This window comes from Caulifigura coniformis (assembly GCF_007745175.1).
Classification (GTDB): domain Bacteria; phylum Planctomycetota; class Planctomycetia; order Planctomycetales; family Planctomycetaceae; genus Caulifigura; species Caulifigura coniformis.
Genome location: NZ_CP036271.1, coordinates 6335308 through 6356189, shown reverse-complemented (window position 1 = coordinate 6356189; position 20882 = coordinate 6335308). Strand labels below are relative to the sequence as shown.

Genomic DNA, 20882 nt, shown 5'->3' with positions numbered 1-20882 from the left:
CTCTCCGGAAAACAGGCGCGCAAAAACCGCGCCGGCGGCAGATCGCCGCGATCGTCGAAAGGGGAAATCTAGAGGAAAGGAGAGAGCGCGTCGAGAAATGGACGCGGCGGAGGCGTGAAACCTGAGACGCCGGGGAGCGTTGGTGGCTTTTCCGGCGTCTCTGACGGGGAGATCACGGGTTTGATCGCACTGGCGGAGCCAGTGCCACCTTCGACGCAGGCCACCCTCCAGCCGACCACGCTACGGTTTCTGAGAGTCAGCGGGGGATGCGTCGGCGACGACTTCGGGGACTTCGTCGGGCGGCACAAACGTGTAGGTGCCGCCGTTCTGCTTCGCGATCGTCTGCAGCAGTTTCTCGCCGCGGTCCTGCGTGAACCCGATGGTGTGGATCTTCACGCCGCGCCGGTTCGAAACGGCGACCTCCCGGACGATGGTGGGGCGGAAATCGCCGTCGGTGAGGAAATAGATCGTGTCGGGGTTGAGCTTGAGGGCCATCAGCAGGGCCATGGCCGGGTCGGTATGTCCGTCCGAGGGGACGCTGACCATCCACCGCAGGTACTGGAGCTTGGCGCCGTCGTTGGCTTCCATCATCCGGTCGGCCGGCATCGGGATGGGGCCGTCATTGAAAAAGACGATGAAGAACTTCTGCGTTGGCGCGAGGGCTCGAATTGAATTGATGAGTTCCAGCTTGACGCGTCCGAGACGCGTTTTTCCGGGTCCGGGATGGGGGCGATTCATGCTCTGGGACGAATCGACGACGTAGACGACCTTCTCGCCGGTGAATCCGCGTCCGAAGAACCCGCGACTCCCGCCGCCGTTCCCCTCCCCTTCGCCGGCGCCGGTTCCCTTGCCGTTGATTCCGCGTCCGATCGCCGCTTTCTGGTCGGAGGTCTCGCTGGAACGCCCCGGGAGGCCGAGTCCGATTCCCCCGCCGGGGCCGATGGGGGCCACGGCGGGAAGGTCGAGAAGCGGTGCCTGCGGGTCATCCAGCCCCTCGAGCGTCGTACCAGCGGCTGCCATCAGCGGCTCCGAGACGAGGCTCATCGGGGGGAGGAAATCAACTTCCTGCCAGGTCGCTTCAGGGACGTCTTCGGTGACCGGGGTCGCATCGAAGCCTCCCACGGCCGCGAAGGTTCCGAGGAGCGCGAGATGGAGCACCATCGACACGCCGATCGACGCCGCGATTCCGCTGGAGGCGGCGGGCGCATCGTGTTCGGCGGCAGGGAGTTTCGTGCGCACGTTCGGGGTTCGCGGAATCCGCAGGCGACCGGGTCTGCGAGGGAGGTCACCGGGCCGACTTCAGTGTCATCGGCGTCATCAGGTCCTTTCAATCGCAATCTTCAGAGGAAGCGGCAGATTCTGCCCCGTTTCCGGGGGTTGACGCGCGTGGCGCAGGGGGCAGGCGGGTGCGCCTGCAAAACCGATCGCGGCCGCCTGCCGCGGGGCCAATCCGGGGTGGGAAGGGTGGTCATCGCCGTAGTGACGGCGCTAAAATGCATCCATGTCGACTGATGCGAAGACCGAGATCGGCAGTTACTTCGTTTCCAACTATCCGCCGTTCTCGCAATGGCGGACGGAGTTGACGCCGGACATTTATTCCGCCCTCGACCGGGAGCCCAATCGCTCGGTTCCGCTCGGGATGTATCTGCACATTCCGTTCTGCCGGAAGCGGTGCAAGTTCTGCTACTTCCGCGTCTATACGCAGCAGAACGCCGACATGGTCAAGAACTATGTCGACGCCCTGGATCGCGAAGTCACGATCCTCAAGGACAATGCGGGAGTCGCGAGCCGCGAACTCCAGTTCGTTTACTTCGGAGGGGGAACGCCGTCTTACCTGAGCGCCCGGCAGCTCAAGACTCTGCGCGAGCGACTGAGCCACTCGGTCTCCTGGGACAATGCGAAGGAAGTGACCTTCGAATGCGAGCCGGGCACGCTGAGCCTGGAGAAGGTGCAGACCCTGAAGGAGATCGGTGTCACACGGGTCTCGCTGGGTGTTGAGAACTTCAACGACAAGATCCTCGAGGAGAACGGCCGGGCGCATCTCTCGCCCGAGATCCAGCGGGCCTACGACTGGCTGAAGCAGGTCGGCTTTCCGCAGATCAACATCGACCTCATCGCCGGGATGATCGGTGAAACAGATGAGAACTGGACGGCGTGCGTCGAGCGGGCGCTGTCGATGGAGCCGGACAACCTCACCGTGTACCAGATGGAACTGCCGTTCAACACGGTCATCTCGAAGGAGATGAAGGAGCACGGCATCGAATCGCCGGTGGCCGACTGGCCGACGAAGCGGCGGTGGGCGAGCGAAGCGATCGACCGATTCGTTTCGGCGGGGTACCACCTGTCGAGCGGGAACGAACTGGTTCGCGACCCGGTGAAGGACCGATTCGTGTACCGGGACAACCTGTTCCGCGGGAGCGACATCCTGGCGGTCGGCGTGTCATCGTTCGGACACTTCCAGGGGGTCCACTACCAGAACCTGGACCACATCGAGCAGTACATGACGGAGGTTCAGGCGGGCCGGCTGCCGATCCACCGGGCGATGTCTCCCTCGAAGCACCAGCGGCTGATCCGGGAGTGGATCCTGCAGATGAAGGAAGGGGTGGTCGATTCGGCTCCCTTCCGGAGCAAGTTCGGGATCGATCCGCTGCAGGAATTTGCCGAGCCGATCGCGAATCAGGAAAAAGCGGGTTATCTGAAGCGGTCGAACGGCCACATCGAGCTGACGCGGAAGGGATTGCTGCAAGTCGACAGTTTATTGACGGAATACTTCGAACCGGCCCACCGTTCGGTGCGGTATACGTAGTTGAAATCGGTGCCTCGCCAGCACACCATACGGCTGCTGGCGAGTGAGGGGGGCGTTGTTCCCCTGAAGCCTGCCACAATCCCTCCACCGCGTCGCTGCCTGCCTCGGCCGAAGTTCCCAACCTCCGGCCGACCATTCCTCCCGCCTCCCCCGGCACAACACACCATCACGGGCCTGGTCTCATGAACCACCGGTTTGTCGCCTCGTGTCTCGGAGCTTTTTCTCTCGCCTTCGGCTCCGCGGCCTTCGCCGATCCGCAGGCGCAGCACTGCCTGCCTCACGGGGTGCAGCGCGGCACGGAAGCCAAGTTCGTCATCAAGGGGCAGCAGCTCGATGACGCGCTGGAACTGATGCTTTACGACAAGGGGATGGAGGTCGTTTCGCTGACCGTTCCGACGGACGACAAGCGGAAAGGGAAGGAACTCGACGTCGTCGTGAAGATCGCGGCCGACTGTCCGCTTGGCTCGCAGCGGATGCGGGTTCGCACGGCGACGGGTCAAAGCGACATCGTCAACCTGTCCGTCGGCGCGCTGCCGATCGTTGAAGAGAACGAGCCGAACACCGAATTCACGAAGAGCCAGCAGATCGAGCTCGACCGCACGATTCACGGCCAGATCGCCAACGAGGATGTCGATTATTTCTCGTTCGACGCCAAGCAGGGGGACCGGGTGAACATCGAAGTGGTCGGCCTGCGGCTGGGAGTCAGCAGCAGCGGCAACTTCTTCGATCCCTACCTGGCGATCCTCGACGAGAAAAAATTCGAGATCGCCACGAGCGACGACACGCCTTTGGGGTGGAACGATCCTTCGATTTCGTTTGTCGCGCCGGCCGATGGCCGATTCACGATCGAGCTTCGCGACGTTTCCTACAACGGCGACGGGAACGCCTACTACCTGATGCATGTCGGGAAGTTCCCGCTGCCCGCGGCGATCTCTCCGCTCGGCGGGAAGCCGGGTGAAACGGTCAACGTGCAGTTCCTCGGCGATCCGCTCGGGGAGTTCACGAAGCCTTTCGTCGTTCCTCAACCGGGCGATGAAGGGCTGGTTTACGTCGAAGCGGCGGGCGACACGGGGGTGGCCCCTTCGTCGTTCCCGTTCCGCTCGAGCCCGCTCGAGAACGTCCTCGAGCAGGAACCGAACGAGACGGTGAAGGAAGCGATCGCGGCCCCCGCCCCGGGCGCGTGGAACGGCAAGCTCGACAAGCCGGGGGATATCGACTGCTACAAGTTCACGGCCAAGAAGGGGCAGGTTTTCGACATCAACGTTTACGGCCGCCGGCTGCGAACGGCGATCGACGCCGTCCTGACAATCCGCAAGGCGGACGGAGGCGGACTCGCCTCGAACGACGACAACCGGAATCCTGACAGCTATGTGCGGTTCACGGCGCCGGCGGACGGCGAATACATCGCCGAGATCCGCGACCAGCTGCGAAATGGCGGGCCTGGATACACCTACCGCATCGAAGCGACCGCGGTGACGCCGCGGGTGTCGGCGACGACCGCCGAGATCCGCCGCTACGTGCTTCCGAACTTCGCAATCCCGCAGGGGGGGGCGCATGGCTACCAGATGACGGTCGCCCGCCAGGACGTCGGCGGGGCTGTCCGGATGATCGCCGAGAATCTTCCGAAGGGGGTGACGCTGGATCATCCTGCGGAGTGGGCCAGCGACGGGACGATGCCGTTCGTGCTGCGGGCGGCGGCCGATGCGCCGCTTTCGGGCGCGTGGTCGACGTTGAATGTGGAATGCGGCGACCCGGCGAAGCCTGAAACGCTGGCGCGGGCGGCGCTGTCGCAGGAGCCGATGCTGGTACGCGGGCGGAACGCGGAACGGATGTGGACGGAGCGTCAGGAACGGATGCCGGTCGTCGTCACGAACGCCGCGCCGTTCAAGGTTCGCCTGGAGGGGCCCAAGGGGCCGATCGTCCAGGGAGGGGGCTGCTCGCTGAAGGTCGTCGTCGAACGGGCCCCGGAGTACAAGGAGGCGATCAACGTCCTCCTGCTGCAGAACCCGCCGGGATGCAGTTCGAACACGGCGGCCCAGATCCCCAAGGACCAGAACGAAACGACGATCACGCTGAACGCCGCGACGAACGCGGCGGTGCGGATGTCGCCGATCGCCGTCCGGGCATTCGCTGATATCAACGGCCGCACGATCGAAACGTGCTCGGAGTTCATTCCGCTGACCGTGGAAGCTCCGTTCATCAAATTCGAATTCGAGCAGGCGGCCGTCGTTCAGGGGAAGGAAACGCCGCTGCTGGTGAAAGTGGAGAAGCGTCGCGACTGGGATGGCGAGGCCGAGGTGAAACTCGTCGGGCTGCCGGCCAAGGCGGAGGCGGCTCCGCTGAAGCTGACGAAAGACCAGGCGGAACTGGTGTTCACCGTGAAGACGGCGGCGGACACTCCGGCCGGGACGACGAAAGGGGTTCTCTGCCAGGTGCAGGTTCCACTGAACGGCGAACAGATCGCGCATTCGCTGGGCAGCGGCCGGCTGCGGGTCGACACGCCGCCGAAAGAGGCGCCTGCTGTCGCGGCGCAGCCTGCGGCCCCGGCGGCGGCTCCTCCGAAGCCGATCTCACGGCTGGAGCAACTGCGTCTGGAACAAAAGGCGCGTGACGAGGCGGCCAAATCAGGCGGCGCGACGAAGGAATAGGTCGACGGACCGTGCCGCGGACGCGGGGAGCCGGCAGCGCCGCCGGGATTCCCGGTGGCGTGTGTGCAAGGCAGGGTTTTCGTCCCCTGCCCGGCCCACTACATTCTGCGTTCTCAACGCAGGGATACTGATCGATGCACGCGCCGAAGTGGAAGTTGTTCACCGCCCTCTGGATTGCCACCTTGGCTCTCTGGATTCTGCCCTATGCCATTGAGCGGCTGGGTAGTCTGGACGTGAAGAGCGCCTTCACGGGCTATCCTTGGAACTTCTCGCCGTTTTACGCGGTGAGCCTGTTTGGCGGGGCGTACCTCGCCAACCGCTTCACGGCCATCGTGCTGCCGGTGGCGGCCTATGCGGTGATGAACCTCGCCCTGGCGTGGATCTCCGGCAAGCCGAGCTGGGCGACTGAGCCGGAAGTGTGGTTCAACTACGCCTGCCTGGCGATGTTCCCGGTTTTCGGACTGGGCCTGCAGAAGTCGGACGCTCCGCTCGGACCGGCGCTGGGCCGTTCGTTCGCCGCCTCGATCGCGTTCTTCCTGCTGTCGAACCTCGCCGTCTACTTTGTCGCCTATCCGCGAACGCTGCTTGGCCTGGTCGATTGTTACCGCATGGCGTTGCCATTCTTCCCGGCGACGGTGGGAAGCGCGGTGTTCTTCACCGCGGTTCTGTTCAGCACGTTCGCGCCGAAGATGGCGACCCAGCCGGTGTTGAAGTAGCGGCTGCGGCTTTCGGGGCAAGCTGGCTCCGGGGTGAAGTCGACACGGGTCCGTGATTCACTGCCCGGATCGATTGACCGTCACCGTGCGGTTGCGTCACGCTGGGCCGCATGCATGGCGCCATGACGGCTCCCTGTTTTCGCCCCCCTTCCTGCGCGACCGTGGCTTCGCTCCCGCCCCAATCACTTCCGCAGTTCTCCCGCCGGCGGCGCGACGTCGCGTTCTTCGCCGTTCTGGGAACGATCGGCGGCTGTTACGTGCTGCTGATGGTGCTGCTGCTGGTCGCGAACGCGGCCTACACCGCGCCGGACCACTTCATCGAAGTCCTGAACAAGCCGGAGATCCGTTACGCGCTCAAGCTGACGCTGGTCTCCTGCACGATCGCGGCCGTCTTCTCGCTGTGGATCGGAACGGCCCTGGGTTACCTGCTGTCGCGCTTCCGGTTTCGCGGCAAGTGGATCGTGGACACGCTGGTGGACGTTCCGATCGTGCTGCCGCCGCTGGTTCTCGGGCTGAGCCTGTTGATCCTGTTCCACCTGCCGATCGGCGGGCACCGCCTGGAAGACCTGATCCAGGAGGGGGGCCGATGGGTGCAGGACCGGCTTCCCTCGTGGGCTCCCGATGCCCTGCGGACGGCCCAGATCCGGATCACATACGGCGTCCCGGCGGTCATCCTCGCGCAGTTCTCCGTCGCCTGCGCGTTTGCGATCCGCACGATGCGAGTGACGTTCGACCAGATCAATCCGCGGGCCGAGCAGGTGGCCCGGACGCTCGGCTGCTCGCGCGGGCAGGCGTTCACGCGAATCACGCTCCCGCAGGCATCGCGGGGAATGCTGTCGGCATTCACCGTCGCGTGGGCCCGTTCGCTCGGCGAGTTCGGGCCGATTCTCGTGTTCGCCGGCGCAACGCGGATGCGGACCGAAGTTCTTTCGACCACCGTCTTTCTGGAACTCAGCGTGGGAAACCTCGAGGCGTCGGTGGCGGTGTCGCTGCTCATGGTGGCGATGGCGTTTCTCGTGCTGGGAGTGCTCAGGCTCGTGGGTGGAGAGCTCGGCCGATGATCGAGCTGAAGAACGTGTCCATCGCGGCCGGGGAATTCCGGGTGAGTGATCTGTCGTTCCAGCTTCAGCGGGGCGAGCATGTCGTCCTGATGGGGCGGACCGGCCGGGGAAAGACGACGATCCTCGAAGCGATCTGCGGACTGCGCCCGGTGACATCGGGGCAGATCCTTCTTGGCAATGTCGACGTGACGAAGTGGGACCCGGCCGATCGACGCATCGGCTACGTTCCGCAGGATCTCGCACTATTCCCGACACTGCGTGTGCACGAGCACTTCGCTTTTGCGCTGACGATCCAGAAGAAGCCGCGCGAGGCGATCGAGGCCAGGGTGAACGAGATTGCCGACCTGCTCGGCGTGCGGGGACTTCTGCCACGGTTCATCCAGGGATTGAGCGGCGGCGAGTCGCAGCGGGTGGCTCTGGGGCGGGCGTTGGCAGCGGAGCCTCCGGTGCTGCTGCTGGATGAGCCGCTGAGCGCGCTGGATGACGCGACGCGTCTGGAGATCCGGGGCCTGCTGAAACAGGTGCAGCAGAAGACGGGCGTCACGATTCTGCATGTGACGCACAACCGACAGGACGCGGAGGCACTGGCGGACCGGGTGCTGGTGCTGGAGGACGGGCGGGTGAGTGAAGCGGGCAATGGGGGCTGACGGGCGTACGCCCATCTGGAGGCGTCTGAACTCGGACTCCAGGCATGATTCCGCGCGGGTCCTGGAGGGATTGCGCAGTGTCGCCCCTTGCGGGGCTTTGTCATCGCATGACCGTGTTCCACGGGCTGACGCCCGTGGCTCAGACGTGCCGCCCCTGTCGGGGCTCGGGCTGCTCATCGCTTCACCTCAATGCGACCCGACGCGTGAGCGCCTTGTCGCAAGGGCTCGCTGAGTCGCAACGCAGCCCCTGTCTTTACCCGGTTCCGAAGAACAGGTTTCCAGCCGATATGAGGCCGACGGTGATCGCGGCCAGTCCCGCGCAGTGACGGAATGGAACGGGCTGGCCGTTGTTTCCCAGGCCAAAATGCCGTCCCTGCCCATTCCACAGGATCAGGCCGCTGGCGGAACTGAGAGCACCGAACAGCCAAAGCTCCCCCATCGCGGCGCCGTTCCTGAGCAACTCGCCGCAATCGCCGACGGCGTCGAACGATCCCAGGCCGATGTAGGCGCCATTCGCGAGGCAACAGAAGCCCGCAAAGAACCTGAAGAGATAAGCCGAATCGAGAGAGAACCCTCGAGCCATCCCCCAGAGGATCAGAGGCGCGAGAACTCCGAACGCCGGGCCGGCCCAGGTCACGACGAGCGGGCGCGGATTCGTGCGCAGGTCTGTCCGAGAGATCGAAAGCGGATGGAGAACGACACGTTCGACCTCGCCTCCGGTCGCCAGGGCCCCGAGAACGTGTCCGGCTTCATGCACCCACTGCATACCCAGCCATGAGCACGCGAGGGTCAACACGATCAGGAGACTCCGCGCGCATCGACTTCTCCAGTCAGCGTTCGCCGGCATCACCGGCGTCCCGGACGGCGTCCATGAACATCTGCTCGAGCGTGTTTCGGGTCGGCGTGAGCGATCGGACTGCGGTTCCGGTCTCGCGAGCCCAGTCCCAGACGAGATGGACGTTTCCCGCATCGAGTCCATCCAGCGCGACGGTCCCGTTTTCTTCGACTTCCCAGCGCACTCCGTCCTGGCGGGCGCGGTCGAGAAATGTGGAGTGCTCACCGGTGAAGCGGACGTGATACACGGGCGCCGACGGTTTCTTGAGGACATCCAGCGACTGGACCAGCCGCACTTTTCCACTCACCAGGATGACTGCGTTGTCACAGACTTCGCGGACATCAGGCAGGATGTGCGTCGAGACGAGCACGGCCTTGCCGGCCCGCTGCGAGAGAACCTGGATGCGGCTGAGCATCTGCTCGCGCTCTTCGGGATCGAGTCCGGCCGTCGGCTCATCGAGGATCAGGAGGTCGGGATCGTGAACGATCGCCTGGGCGAACTTGAGCTTCTGGCGCATCCCGGTCGAATAGCCATCGACCTCGCGATAGCGCTCCTGCTCGGCTCCGCAGAAATCGAGGATTTCGTGCGACCGCCGGAGCGCCTCGATCTTTGGAAGTCCGGACAGCCGGGCGGCGAACTGCACCATCTCGACGCCGGTGAGGCCGGGGATGTAGCAGTCGTCTTCGGCCATGTAGCCGATGCGGGCCCGTGTGGAACGGAAATCGGAGCCGAGCGGGATTCCGAGGACTTCACCGGTTCCCGAAGTCACCCGCACAAGCCCCATCAGGACTTTGATGAGCGTCGACTTTCCGGCTCCGTTCGGGCCGAGAAGCCCCGTCACGCCCGGGCCGATGTCGCATGTGACGGAATCGAGCGCGCGGTAGCGGCCGTAATCCTTGACGATGTTCTTGAGGCGGACGACTGCGGTCATCACGAACGATTGGCAGTGAAAGACGGGCCGGGCTGCCACTGCTGACGTCAGCGACAGAGCGGGTCGAGTCTACCGCAAAATGTCGCGGAGTGTGACACGGAACTGCTTGTGTTCGCCGGCCCGGTCAACCGTGATTTCCAGGACGGTTCCCGCCGGACGGGCGAACTGCCGCAGCAGCGATTGCGGCGGCCGCCCTTCTTCTGCCTGATACTCGACCCCATCCGTCGTGATCAGCACATCGCCGGCCTGAAGGCCGGCCTCATGGGCCGGAGTGCCGGGAGCGACCTGAGCCACGAGGGTTGTCGAGTCGGCGGCGTGCGGCATGAAGAGCGCTCCGAGGCGGTTATGTGTCGGGATGGGGGAGACCGACTGGACGAGCAGTTCTTTCGAGGCCGGGCTGATGATGATCCGCATGCTGCGCAGGGCCCGCATGCCCAGCTGCGCGAGATACGGTTTGCCGGCGCCGTCGATCGCCTCGTCCTTCGCCTCGGCGACTGGTCCGAGGTCGCAGCCGTAGAACGTCATGTCGCCCAGCTGATAATTGTCGACCCACGTCATTTCGTGGGCCATCATCGATCCGAACGCGTAGCGAAACGGCTCGAGAGTCAGCGGAGCATCCGGATGCTCCTGCTTCCATTCCTTCCAAAGCCTGGGCGAGAGGCGCAGGCCGTGCGACAACCCGGTATCGATGAAGACGCGGCCGAGCGGCTTTCCGTGATCGGTGAGTTCAAAGAACAGCTGGCCGTTGTCGGTTTCGAGAGGGAATCGGAGCCAGCCCTCTGCCGGGAGGGCTTTATGCGATGAGACGCGACGTTCGACGCCATCGATCATCACCACCGGCGCGAGCAGGTTCTTCCAGCTGAGGACGCCATCGAGTTCACCGGTCTTCAGTTCGGGCAGGATGACGAGGTTGGTCCTGGTTTCGCCGCCGAAGATCCGGAACTGCAGCGGTTCCGAGCGCTCGACGGTCGTGGGAACGCCGCCGATCCTGCTCGTAGTGGTTGCGGTCGCGGTCAGGTTCAGGCGCTTCGCGGTCGCTCCGGAGAGGGCTGTGAATGGAGCCCCCGTGTCGTACACCAGTCGCACAGGCTGATCATTGATCGTCGCGTTGACGACAATGCGGTCGCCCTGAAAATAAGGGGCGTTCTCCTGGGCCGCGGCCGAGGATCCCATGAGTGCCAGTACGAACAGCCCGGCCGTGAGCGTTCGACGATCCATCGTCACGATTGGCTCCGTTCTCGATGGACGCTCGGCAACGCCTGGGAGACCTGCGGTCAGGGGGAGTGTGACTCTGACACAATGAGCATGCACAGGGGGCTGACGCCCCCCGCTCGCCGAGTGCGTTTGCAGGTCAGTTATTGGGCAGCAGCATGATTTCGACTTTGCGGAAGTCGATCGGGTGACTCTCGGACTGGAGTGAGATCGTGCCGCCTTCGATCATCAGGCCGTGCTTTTCGGCCAGTTCCTTGCCGTGCTTGTCACGTTCGTCGTACTGCGGCTGTTCGTAGGCGAGGACTTCCTGCCCGTTGACGAAGTGCTTGATCGATTTGTTTCCGAGCACTTCAAACTCGGCCGTCACCCACTGCTCGCCATGGAACGTCTCGGAGCTGGAGCTGGTGCAGTGGGGGAGGAAGAGCTTGCCGTTGAGGACAACGTTGGTTCCGGGGGTGCAGAGGTTGCAGGTGGTGCGTTTCTTCATGCCGTCGCCACCGAGGAACTGGGCCTCGATCGAGGCGGGGAAGTCCTGGTCTTTGGCCATGCCTTTGGGATCTTCACCGTGCAGCATCGCGCCGCTGTTGCGGAGGGCCCAGCCCTCGCCGCCGTTCGCCTGGCTTCCGACGAAGCGGTATTCGACTTTCAGGCGGTAGTGGGAGAACGGCTGCTTGTAGAAGAGGTGCCCGTATTTCTTCTCGAACTTGTCGTAGCCGTCGTAGCGGACCTTGATGAGTCCGTCCTCGACGCGGAAGGTGTTGGCGAAGTTGTCGCCGTAGTCGTAGCCCTTGATCTTGGGGGTCCAGCCTTCGAGGTCTTTGCCGTTGAAGAGGGAGACCCATTTTCCTTCGGCCGGTTCTTCGGCGAGGGAGATCGCCTGGAATGCGAAGAGACAACAACCAACGAGCGCGAGTCGAGCCAGCATGAGGGCGTCCTTGGAAAGGTGAGCCGTCAGAATAGCCGGCGAAGTCGCTGGAAACGATCGTCCGGAGAGGGGGGAGAAAGAGGGTTCACCACAGAGACACGGAGGATGGGAGAAGAGGGAGATCGCCGGATGCGATGTGGGAGAGCGGGTTCGAGTCGTTACTCTCTTTTTCAGAAGAGTCGGGATTCAATGCGGCGATTCGCCTGCGCTGGCCGCGGCCTCCCTCTTCTCTGCGATCTCTGTGTCTCTGTGGTGAGTTCTTCCTTCACAGCATCGGGCCGGGGAGGAAGGGGCAGAATTCGTCGTCGCCGATGCCCTGCTTCTCGCTGAGGGTTTTTTCGCCGCTGGCGACCGAGATGATCTTCTCGAAGATTTCGGTCCCGACTTCGTCGAGCGAGGCGCCTTCCAGGATGCGGCCGGCGTTGATGTCCATATCTTCAGGCATCCGCTCGTACAGTGGCGTATTCGTGGCGACCTTGATGGTGGGGACCGGCTTGCAGCCGAAGCAGCTTCCGCGACCGGTGGTGAACACGACGATGTTCGATCCGCCGGCGATCAGGCCCGTGACGGAGGCGGGATCGAATCCGGGGGTATCCATGAAGACGAAGCCCTTGTCGTTCATCGGCTCGGCGTAGTCGTAAACGGCCGACAGCGGGGCGGTTCCTCCCTTGGCGATGGCGCCGAGCGACTTTTCGAAGATCGTCGTCAGTCCGCCGCGCTTGTTTCCGACGGACGGGTTGCCGTCGATCGTCGTCCCGAACTTGCGGCAGTAGTCTTCCCACCAGCGGATCTGGCCCAACAGTTTTTCGCCGACGGCCCGGCTGACGGCCCGGCGGGTGAGGAGGTGTTCGCCGCCGTAGACTTCGGTTGTTTCCGCGAGGGCAGAGGTGCCGCCATAGGCGACGAGCCGGTCGCTGGCGACGCCGAGGGCCGGGTTGGCGGTGATGCCGCTGGCGCCGTCGCTGCCGCCGCAGTTCATGCCGAGGACCAGTTCGGCGATGGGAATGGGCTGACGCTGGACCTTGTTGACCTCGGGGAGCATTTCACGGATCGCCGCGATGCCGCGTTCGACCGTTTTTCGGACGCCGCCGACATCCTGAATGTTCATCATCAACGGGGCCTGAGCGGCGCCGTTCTCCGTGAGCATCCGGACGGCGGAACTCCCGCTCTTCGACCAGTCGGTCAGTTCGATGAGGTTCTGCGATTCCGTGAGGAAGCTGGCTTGGGCCGTTTCACAGCCGAGACCGACGATTACGTAGGCCGCGATGTTGGGGTGGCGGGCGAATCCGGCCAGCGTGCGGTTCAACATGCGATGGTTGTCGCAGTCGAACGGCATGGCGCAGCCCCCTTTGTGGGTCAGTGCGATCACGCCGTCGACATTCGGAAAGCTGGACAGCAGTTCGCGGTCGAATGCTTCGGCGATGAACCGCGAGGATGCGGCCGAGCAATTGACCGTGCTGACGATGCCGATGTAGTTGCGGGTCGCGGCACGTCCATCGGGGCGTCGGTAGCCCTGGAAGGTGCGGGGCGCGACCGGCCGATGGAGGGGCATCACCTCGGTCCCGAACTCGTACTCGAAGCGGCGATCGCCCATCGCGAGGTTGTGGACGTGGACGTGCTCTCCCGGCGCGATGTCCTCGGTGGCGAAGCCGATGAGCTGGCCGTACTTCCGGATGGCGTCGCCGCGGGACTTTGTGCGGACGGCCATCTTGTGGCCGAGGTCGATGGCCTGCCCGGCGATGACGCCGAAATCGCCTTCAAACCAGGATTCCCCCTTGGCCGCGGGTCGGCGGGCGACGACGACGTCGTCATTGGGGTGCAGACGAAGGAACGGGCCGGGGGCGGGCATGGTGCAGAGGGGGTGAGATGCGAAGCGACGGTCCCATCTTACGGGAGGAGGCGGGTTTGAGTGAACGGCGAGTCGAGGGGGCCAGTGCCGTAGCGTTTCGGCTGCAGTTGAAGTCGAATCGCCGCTACTCTCCGGGAATGACGATCCTCCTGCAGCTGTGCCTGTTGTTCGCGGCGGCCGATCCGGCGTCGTGGACCGCTGTCCGCGAGATTGACGCTCCCGAGGCCCACCAGGCGGCGGCCGCGGACGAGCGTTTTCTCTATGCGATCACGAACCGGGTCGTCGCGAAGTACGACCGGGAGACGGGGAAACGGATCGCCATCAGCACGGGGCCTGCCGAGCACCTCAACAGCGGGTTCCAGTTCGAGGGCCGGCTGTACTGCGCGCACTCCAACTTTCCGAAGACACCCGAGAAGAGCGAGATCAAGGTTCTCGACACGGCGTCGATGCAGCTCACGACGTTCCATGATTTCGGCAACTTCGGGGGGAGCCTGACGTGGTGTCTGAAGAAGGAGGGGCGCTGGTGGTGCCACTTCGCGAAGTACGGCGCCGACAACGCGGGTTCGTTCCTGGTGGAACTGGATGACGACTGGAGGGAACTGAGGAGGTTCACCTGGCCGAAGGAAGTGATCGGCCGACTCGGAAAGAACAGTCTGTCGGGGGGCGTCTGGCAGGGGGACGTTCTCGTCGTGACGGGGCATGACGATCCACTTCTCTTCCGCGTGCGGCTGCCGGAGACGGGTTCGGTGCTGCAGCTGGTCGACACCCAGACGATTCCATTCACCGGCCAGGGAATCGCCGCGGATCCTGTTGGGGGCGGGCTCGTTGGCATTCAGCGGAAAGCGAAGAAGCTGATCGTGGCGGTTCCCCCGGTGACGATGGAGGCGAAATGACCACGTCGTCCGAAGCAGCCGGAACACCTGCTGTCCGCACGGTGCTTGTCACCGGGTTCGAGCCCTTTGGCGGGGAGACGGAGAATCCGTCGCGACAGATCGCGCTGGAACTCGCGGGGAGGAGCGTGCTGGGGAGGACGATCGTGAGCGAGGTTCTACCGTGTGTGTTCGGAAAATCGACCCGGGCGCTGCGAACGGCGATCAGGAAGCATGCCCCGGAGCTGGTGATCTGTCTGGGGCAGGCGGGGGGCCGGGCCGGGCTGACGCTCGAGCGCGTGGCGATCAACCTGGATGACGCGCCGCTGCCGGATAACGCGGGGGTCCGTCCGATCGATCAGCCGATTCTCAAGTCGGGGCCGGCGGCTTACTGGTCGACGCTGCCGGTGAAAGGGATGGCCCGGGCGATGGCGATGGCGGGCATCGAGGCAAGCGTTTCGCATTCGGCCGGCACGTACGTCTGCAACCACGTGTTCTACGGGCTGATGCAGTCGCTCAAACGACGCCCTGCGACGCGGGGCGGATTCATCCACGTCCCCTTTCTTCCGGAGCAGTCGCTGCGTCAGGGCCGCAGCGCCCCGTTCATGCTGCTGCCGCAGATGGTGCGGGGCATCGAGGTGGCGATCGAAACGGCGCTGAGCCTGGCTGAGGATGCGTCGATCGCGGGGGGAGCGACGCATTGAGGGCCTCTCCAGGTGCTGATGGGGAGACCTGGCGGTCGGCCGGGGTGGCAGAGCGGTGTGTTTCGCTCGGAGACCTGACGGTCGGCTCAGGTGGCACGGTCGGGAGACCGGGCCACAACGAGAACCAATAGTTCATCCGACCGGCGGCTAGCGCCTTGCCGCTCACTTGAGGTTGCCGGATTGTGGGCGACGCTGTGTGGTCGGCCCACAATCCGGATGCGGCTCAGCGGGAGCTTCGCCCTCGCCCGGCTACCTGATCGTTTTCAGGGAGACGAAAGCGACGTGCGACGGGTTGCCCACGGGGAGGAACTGCCCCGTGAATTCCAGTCGTCCGGAGGTGCGGTCGACCTTGAAGACGGTGACGTTGTCGGCCCGCTGGTTGCAGCAGTAGAGGAACTGTCCGGTCGGGTCGAACGCGAAACTCCGTGGATAGTTTCCGCGGGTCCATTCGTCGGCGACGAAGCTGAGTTCGCCATTCGGACCGATCGCGAAGATGCCGATGCTGTCGTGCAGACGGTTGCCGGCGTAGACGAACTTTCCATCGTGCGAGACGAGGATTTCCGAGCAGAAGTTGCTGCCGGCGTATCCGGGCGGGAGCGATGAGATGGTCTGCCGGGCTGTGAGGGCGCCGGTCGCGGCGTCGTAATCGAAGAGGGCAAGCGTCGAGCCTTCCTCCTGGATCGAATAGAACCACTTGCCGTTCGGGTGGAAGTGGAAGTGGCGGGGGCCATCGCCGGGAGGAAGCGAGACGAAGGGAGTCGCGGCGGGAGCGAGCGTTCCTTTCTGCTCATCAAACTTCCAGACGTAGATGCGGTCGAGGCCGAGATCGACGTGGATCACGAACCGGCCGGCGGGATCGGGCAGGACCATGTGGGCGTGCGTGCGGTCATGCCCGCTGAATGCGAAGCTGCCGGGAGGTGCGTGCTTCGCGCGCGTGGGGCCGATCGGGCCTTCGTCGACTTTGACATCGGTCGGCTCGCCGAGGCGGCCGTCCGCCTGGACAGGGAGGACCGCGATGGAGCCGCCGAAGTAGTTGGCGACGAACAGGAATCGGCCGGAAGGATGCAGGCTGATGTAGGTGGGGCCGGCGCCTCCTGAGCGAATCGTGTTCAGGAGGGTGAGGGCTCCGGTTGCCGGATCGATGGCAAACGCACTGACGGTTCCTTCCTTCGACGGGCCGACGTGGTCGGTCTCGTTGGTCGAGAAGAGGCGGGTGTTGTCGGCGTTGACGGCGAGGCAGTTCGGGCTGCTTCCGGATTCGTAGATCCCTGCGGGTTTGAGGGCTCCGGTCGCCTGGTCGACTTCGAAGATGTGGATGCCGCGGCCGTTGCCGGGGGGAAGGTCGACCTGAGTCGGCAGGACATCCTTCAGGGGAGACGTGAAGGTGCCGACGTAGGCCAGCAGTCGGGTGGCCCCGGGCTTCTGGCCGGCGAGGGCCTGGGGGACCATCGCGGCCGCAGCGGCGAGGGCGGAAGACTGCAGAAAAGATCTACGCGTGAAGTCGCTCAAGTGAATCACCGTCGTCAGGAAATGCTGAACGATCCGCGGTCGCTGCGGATCGTTCGGGCATCGTGACGAATGACGGTGCGTCTTCGCTACTTCGCAGCGAGCTTCACGGCGATTCGGGCGACATGGACTCCCTGAGCGCGGGCGATCGCCAGTTCGTTTTCACTCGGCTGCCGCTCCCCCTTCGGGCCGGCGACGGTCGATGCCCCGTAAGGGGTGCCACCGGTCATCTCGTTCATTTCCACGAGTTCCTTCACGCTGTAGGGGACGCCGGCGATGACCATCCCCATGTGGAAGAAGAACGTGGACATCGAGAGCAGCGTGGTTTCCTGCCCGCCGTGCTGGCTGGCGGTCGATGTGAACGCGGAGCCGACTTTTCCGATGAGAGCCCCGGAAGTCCAGAGGCCGCCGGTGTTGTCGAGGAAGGCGCGCATCTGGGCGGGAGCGGCGCCGTAGCGGGTGGGGCAGCCGAGGATAATGCCGTCGGCTTCAGCCAGCTGACGGGGGTCGGCGATCGGGATGTGGGCGAAGGCTTTCTGCGCTTCGGTGGCGCCCATCTTCGCTATCACTTCATCGGGGAGGGTTTCCGCGACGCGAAGGACTCGCGATTCGACACCGGGGACGGACCTCGCGCCTTCGGCGATGGCTTCGGCCAGGCGAAACACGTGGCCGTAGGTGCTGTAGAAGATGACGTCGACTTTGGTGGGCATGAGGTGGCTCCGGGAGTTCGTGCAGAGATCGCGACTTCCTCTGAGGGTATGTCAGGCTGTCGAAGTTGCCAGTGTGGAAATTGGGGGTGACAGTTTGGACGGGGTGGTTATCAGGGGGGTCGCGCCCGCCACTCGGCTGGGTTGCCTGCATGTCCTGGCCGAAGACGTGACGAAGCATGTCACGATCTTCGACGGCGCGAGCCAGGGACGAACGATTGCGGCAAGATGGAGTACGGCGGACCCGCTCCGCCGCCGGGACGGCCGCATCGCTGCTTCTTCCGGCTGTATGCCGTCGATGAGATTCTGCCGATCAAGGCAGGAACCTCAAACAGCCAGCTGTTGGGTGCGCTGAAGAGGCACACGCTGGCGGAGACGAAGCTGATGGGGACGTACGGGCGATAGTTGGTCTTGCGGATGAGTCGCGCCGTTCGCGACATTGGCGACACAAGGGACGGCAACGGGCTGACTGGGACGGATTCAACCCTTCTTCATGCGAGGCTAAACATGCTGCGATTTCTGTCGATCGCGTCATTTGCGGGGTGTCTGTTCATCGCATCCACGGAGGCCGCGGAACCCGAAACCACCTATGCGGCGCCGACCCAGGCGTACGCCCGGATCAATGACTCTGGCGAGCTCGAGGTGATCTCTCGCCGCCCCGTGCACGTCGTTGAAGAGAAGCAGCGGATCGTGATGGTCAAGGAGACGCGGCAGGAACCAAAGAACAAGACAGTCAAGGTGACGAAAGACGGAAAGACTTCTGACGAGACGGCCGTCGTCACCGTCGATGTCGAAGTCATGGTCCCGAGGACTGAGGTGTCTCACGTCGCGACACTGAGAGATGAACAGTTCCTCGAAAGGTATTCACCCTCGACCAATGGTTTCCGTAAAAGTTACGGACCAGAACTCTCGATCTATAACCTGTCCGGCAATCCTCTTTCCGCGGTGGCCATTGAAGGCCGTCTTCACGAATGGACGCTGGTCCTCATTTCGAAGACCGGCAAGCCCCTCCACGACAGATTTGCGAGCGTGTTCAAGCCGACGACTGTCGTCATTGGAATCCCGTGTTGCGGGCCGGTACCACCCGCCACCGATCCGTCTTCCCAAACGCCAGATGCGGCATTAGCAGCGACAAAGCGGCAGGCAGGGGCTGTGTCGAAACCGGCCGCCGACCTCGCGAATGAAATCCGGCCGCAGTTGCCGAACTCGAAGCAGCCGACGTTCGCGTTCGCGAGCGTCTGGGACGAAAAGACGATCGCCCTCCGCACCGAGGATGAGAAAATTCAGCCCGAGTTCTACACGATCTCCGGGAGGGATGGAGAGCCGCAGCTGGTTCAGAGAACGATCGAGACCCGCGAGACGGTGAAGTTCCCGACGACACATGTGTCGGTTACGAAGGTCCCGAACATCGAGGTCACAACGGCGGCTGTGCCTTCGGTGTTGACGGCGGAAACGCTGGTCGTGATGTCGGCCGATGGCAAGCCGATCGATCCGACCTGGCTGCTGAACCTGCAGGAGGGGGTGCTGGTGATCGTCCCGCCCTCGACAGTTGCCCCGGGGTTTGCTGTTCCGAGTTTTGGGCCTCCACGGCTGGTCGAGACTCCTCAGTCGGCCGCGGCACAGCCCGTGCCGATCAGGCCAATGTAAATGCGTCTGTCGTTCGTTTCATTTCGCCGCTCGTGATTCACGGGCGGCGTTTTCTGTTTGTGCGGCGGGGATTCGGTTTCGTCGTCCGAAAATGCGGATATCCGTGTTGTCTGTCGCGGACTAGCATCGGTTCTGAAGGAGAGGAGTGAATCGATGTCGACGGCGACTGCAGATCGAATGAACGAAGCGACGAAGAGGGTCGATCATCCGATCCTGTTCTTCGACGGGCTGTGCGGACTGTGCAACAGCTCGGTCGATTTCGTGATGAAGCGCGACACGCGGGACGTGTTCCGCTATGCGCCTCTGCAGGGGGAGACTGCGGCGGAGCATCTTTCCGCGAAGGATCGCGAGGACCTCGACAGCGTTGTGCTGCAGACGCCGGACGGCCTGTATCGACACACGTCGGCGGTGGTCCGGATCCTGTGGAAGCTGCCGGGAGTCTGGCCGTTTCTGGGGACGCTGCTGTGGCTGATTCCGCGTCCGATCCGGAACGTGGGATACCGGCTGGTCGCAAAGAACCGGTATCGATTCTTCGGGAAGAAAGAGACGTGCCGGCTGCCGACGCCGGAAGAAATTGGCCGGCTGCTGCCGTGAAACCCGGCCCAGGGAAGCGATCCGCGAGCGGGCTGGCTAAATTGAGCGGGCCTCGACTGGATTCGCCTGCACTCCCACCGGAATCTCCGTGTTCGCCAACCTGATTGGCCGTCCCAAGGCCGAGCTCGATACTCCGTCCCTCACCGTCGACCTCGATGCATTCGAGCAGAACGTCGACAAGGCGGCCGCTTTTCTGGCGTCGAAGAACAAGCAGTGGCGGCCCCATGCCAAATGCCACAAGTCACCGGTGATTGCCCACCGGCTGCTGCGGGCGGGGGCGATCGGAGTGACCTGCGCGAAGGTGTCGGAGGCGGAGGTTTTTGCGCAGGCGGGGATTCGCGACATCCTGATCGCCAATGCGATTGTCGGTTCCCAGAAGCTGGAACGGGTGGCGTCGCTGACGCACTGGGCCGATCCGGTGATCGTTGTCGACCATTTCGTGCAGGCCGAGGCTCTGGCGGCGATGTGTCGCAAGCGGGGGACGACCTGCCGCGTGATTCTGGAAGTGAACATCGGGATGAACCGGGTCGGCATCCGGCCGGGGACCGATACCCGGGAGCTGGCCCAGGGAGTTGCGAAGCTTCCGGGAATCCGGCTGGTGGGGATCATGGGCTACGAGGGACACCTTCTCGCGCTGTCCGATCCGGAAGAGAAGGCTCACAAGATCCGGAATGCCATCGCGATCCTCGAAGAGACGCGCGACACGATGCTGCAGGACGGGATTGAATGCTCGCTGGTGAGCGCGGGGGGGACGGGGTCGATCGAGATCACGTCCGAGTGCGCGGCGCCGACGGAACTGCAGTCGGGGGCGGTGATCTTCGCCGACCCGTTCTATTCCGAGCGGTGCGGACTGGTTGGCTACACCCCTGCCCTGCGGCTGATTGCGACAGTCGTCAGCCGGGGCAAGCTGGAGCGCGGCATTCTCGATGCGGGCCGGAAGACCCTGCATCCAGACACGCACCCATCGAAACTGATCGGGACGGTCGAGGGGCGGCCGCTGAATGACGCGGTGATCGCCAGCCTGAACGCCGAGCATGGCATCCTGGAGCTGGGGCCTCAGTCGCAGGATCTGCGGATTGGCGACAAGGTGGAGATCATCCCGGGATACTGCGACTTCACGATGATCCTGCACCGGGCGCTGTTCGGGATCCGGGGGGGACTCGTGGAGACGGTGTGGCCGATCCCGGGTCGGGGATGCCTGCAGTAGGGGTTGCTGGAGGCGGGA

General features: G+C 64.0%; 19 protein-coding genes. 11 read left to right on the top strand and 8 right to left on the bottom strand.

The genetic code is table 11. The annotated features are described in order from the left end of the window. Positions 1 to 240: 240 nt before the first annotated feature. The gene (locus Pan44_RS28150; protein ID WP_145034555.1) at positions 241 to 1239 is read right to left on the bottom strand and encodes a vWA domain-containing protein; all 999 of its coding nucleotides are present in this window, start codon (positions 1237 to 1239) and stop codon (positions 241 to 243) included. Positions 1240 to 1501: 262 nt separating this feature from the next. Between Pan44_RS28150 and Pan44_RS25500 the strand changes: the two genes are divergently transcribed. From Pan44_RS25500 to Pan44_RS25480, 5 genes are all read left to right on the top strand, one after another. After that, complete coding sequence (locus Pan44_RS25500; RefSeq protein WP_145034554.1) at positions 1502 to 2806, top strand: coproporphyrinogen-III oxidase family protein; 1305 nt, start codon at positions 1502 to 1504, stop codon at positions 2804 to 2806. 182 nt (positions 2807 to 2988) lie between these two features. Next, positions 2989 to 5454 (top strand): PPC domain-containing protein, encoded by a 2466-nt coding sequence (locus Pan44_RS25495; protein ID WP_145034553.1) that lies wholly within the window; start codon positions 2989 to 2991, stop codon positions 5452 to 5454. A 134-nt stretch (positions 5455 to 5588) separates the two neighbouring features. Further along, complete coding sequence (locus tag Pan44_RS25490) at positions 5589 to 6170, top strand: DUF6580 family putative transport protein (RefSeq protein WP_145034552.1); 582 nt, start codon at positions 5589 to 5591, stop codon at positions 6168 to 6170. A gap of 161 nt (positions 6171 to 6331) precedes the next feature. After that, entirely contained in the window at positions 6332 to 7231 is a 900-nt protein-coding gene (locus tag Pan44_RS25485; RefSeq protein WP_231754167.1) for an ABC transporter permease, read from the top strand. Next, entirely contained in the window at positions 7228 to 7878 is a 651-nt protein-coding gene (locus tag Pan44_RS25480; RefSeq protein WP_145034550.1) for an ABC transporter ATP-binding protein, read from the top strand. The genes Pan44_RS25485 and Pan44_RS25480 overlap by 4 nt, the downstream gene beginning before the upstream one ends. Positions 7879 to 8131: 253 nt before the next feature. Here Pan44_RS25480 and Pan44_RS25475 read toward each other — a convergent pair whose 3' ends face one another. The 5 genes from Pan44_RS25475 to Pan44_RS25455 form a co-directional block, all read right to left on the bottom strand. After that, positions 8132 to 8674 carry a M50 family metallopeptidase gene (locus Pan44_RS25475; RefSeq protein ID WP_197453654.1) on the bottom strand — a complete coding sequence of 181 codons (543 nt, stop codon included), beginning with the start codon at positions 8672 to 8674 and terminating at the stop codon, positions 8132 to 8134. Between the two features lie 34 nt (positions 8675 to 8708). Beyond that, a complete protein-coding gene (locus Pan44_RS25470) occupies positions 8709 to 9644 on the bottom strand; it encodes an ABC transporter ATP-binding protein (RefSeq protein WP_145035188.1) in 936 nt (311 codons plus the stop codon). Positions 9645 to 9713: 69 nt separating this feature from the next. Beyond that, a complete protein-coding gene (locus Pan44_RS25465; RefSeq protein WP_145034548.1) occupies positions 9714 to 10862 on the bottom strand; it encodes an aspartyl protease family protein in 1149 nt (382 codons plus the stop codon). A gap of 133 nt (positions 10863 to 10995) precedes the next feature. Next, positions 10996 to 11781: a 3-keto-disaccharide hydrolase gene (locus Pan44_RS25460; protein ID WP_145034547.1), complete on the bottom strand. Its 786-nt coding sequence runs from the start codon at positions 11779 to 11781 to the stop codon at positions 10996 to 10998. A gap of 265 nt (positions 11782 to 12046) precedes the next feature. Next, positions 12047 to 13630, bottom strand: a complete 1584-nt coding sequence (locus Pan44_RS25455) for a UxaA family hydrolase (protein ID WP_145034546.1) — start codon at positions 13628 to 13630, stop codon at positions 12047 to 12049. Positions 13631 to 13686: 56 nt separating this feature from the next. Between Pan44_RS25455 and Pan44_RS25450 the strand changes: the two genes are divergently transcribed. Together Pan44_RS25450 and pcp are read left to right on the top strand one after the other, a co-directional pair. Beyond that, entirely contained in the window at positions 13687 to 14523 is an 837-nt protein-coding gene (locus Pan44_RS25450) for an endonuclease (RefSeq protein WP_145034545.1), read from the top strand. After that, positions 14520 to 15203, top strand: coding sequence for a pyroglutamyl-peptidase I (gene pcp, locus Pan44_RS25445; protein ID WP_145034544.1), 684 nt, complete (start codon positions 14520 to 14522; stop codon positions 15201 to 15203). The genes Pan44_RS25450 and pcp overlap by 4 nt, the downstream gene beginning before the upstream one ends. A 249-nt stretch (positions 15204 to 15452) precedes the next feature. On the opposite strand, the gene Pan44_RS25440 is transcribed toward pcp, so the two are convergent. Next, positions 15453 to 16652, bottom strand: a complete 1200-nt coding sequence (locus Pan44_RS25440; RefSeq protein WP_231754166.1) for a lactonase family protein — start codon at positions 16650 to 16652, stop codon at positions 15453 to 15455. 146 nt (positions 16653 to 16798) lie between these two features. After that, complete coding sequence (gene wrbA / locus Pan44_RS25435) at positions 16799 to 17419, bottom strand: NAD(P)H:quinone oxidoreductase (RefSeq protein WP_145034543.1); 621 nt, start codon at positions 17417 to 17419, stop codon at positions 16799 to 16801. A gap of 141 nt (positions 17420 to 17560) precedes the next feature. Here wrbA and Pan44_RS25430 point away from each other — a divergent pair, with 141 nt between their 5' ends. From Pan44_RS25430 to Pan44_RS25415, 4 genes are all read left to right on the top strand, one after another. Beyond that, complete coding sequence (locus Pan44_RS25430; RefSeq protein WP_261342593.1) at positions 17561 to 17821, top strand: hypothetical protein; 261 nt, start codon at positions 17561 to 17563, stop codon at positions 17819 to 17821. 102 nt (positions 17822 to 17923) lie between these two features. Next, positions 17924 to 19063: a hypothetical protein gene (locus Pan44_RS25425; RefSeq protein WP_145034541.1), complete on the top strand. Its 1140-nt coding sequence runs from the start codon at positions 17924 to 17926 to the stop codon at positions 19061 to 19063. Positions 19064 to 19216: 153 nt separating this feature from the next. Then, positions 19217 to 19657, top strand: coding sequence for a thiol-disulfide oxidoreductase DCC family protein (locus Pan44_RS25420; RefSeq protein ID WP_145034540.1), 441 nt, complete (start codon positions 19217 to 19219; stop codon positions 19655 to 19657). Between the two features lie 88 nt (positions 19658 to 19745). Continuing rightward, the gene (locus Pan44_RS25415; RefSeq protein ID WP_145034539.1) at positions 19746 to 20864 is read left to right on the top strand and encodes a DSD1 family PLP-dependent enzyme; all 1119 of its coding nucleotides are present in this window, start codon (positions 19746 to 19748) and stop codon (positions 20862 to 20864) included. Positions 20865 to 20882 lie beyond the last annotated feature (18 nt).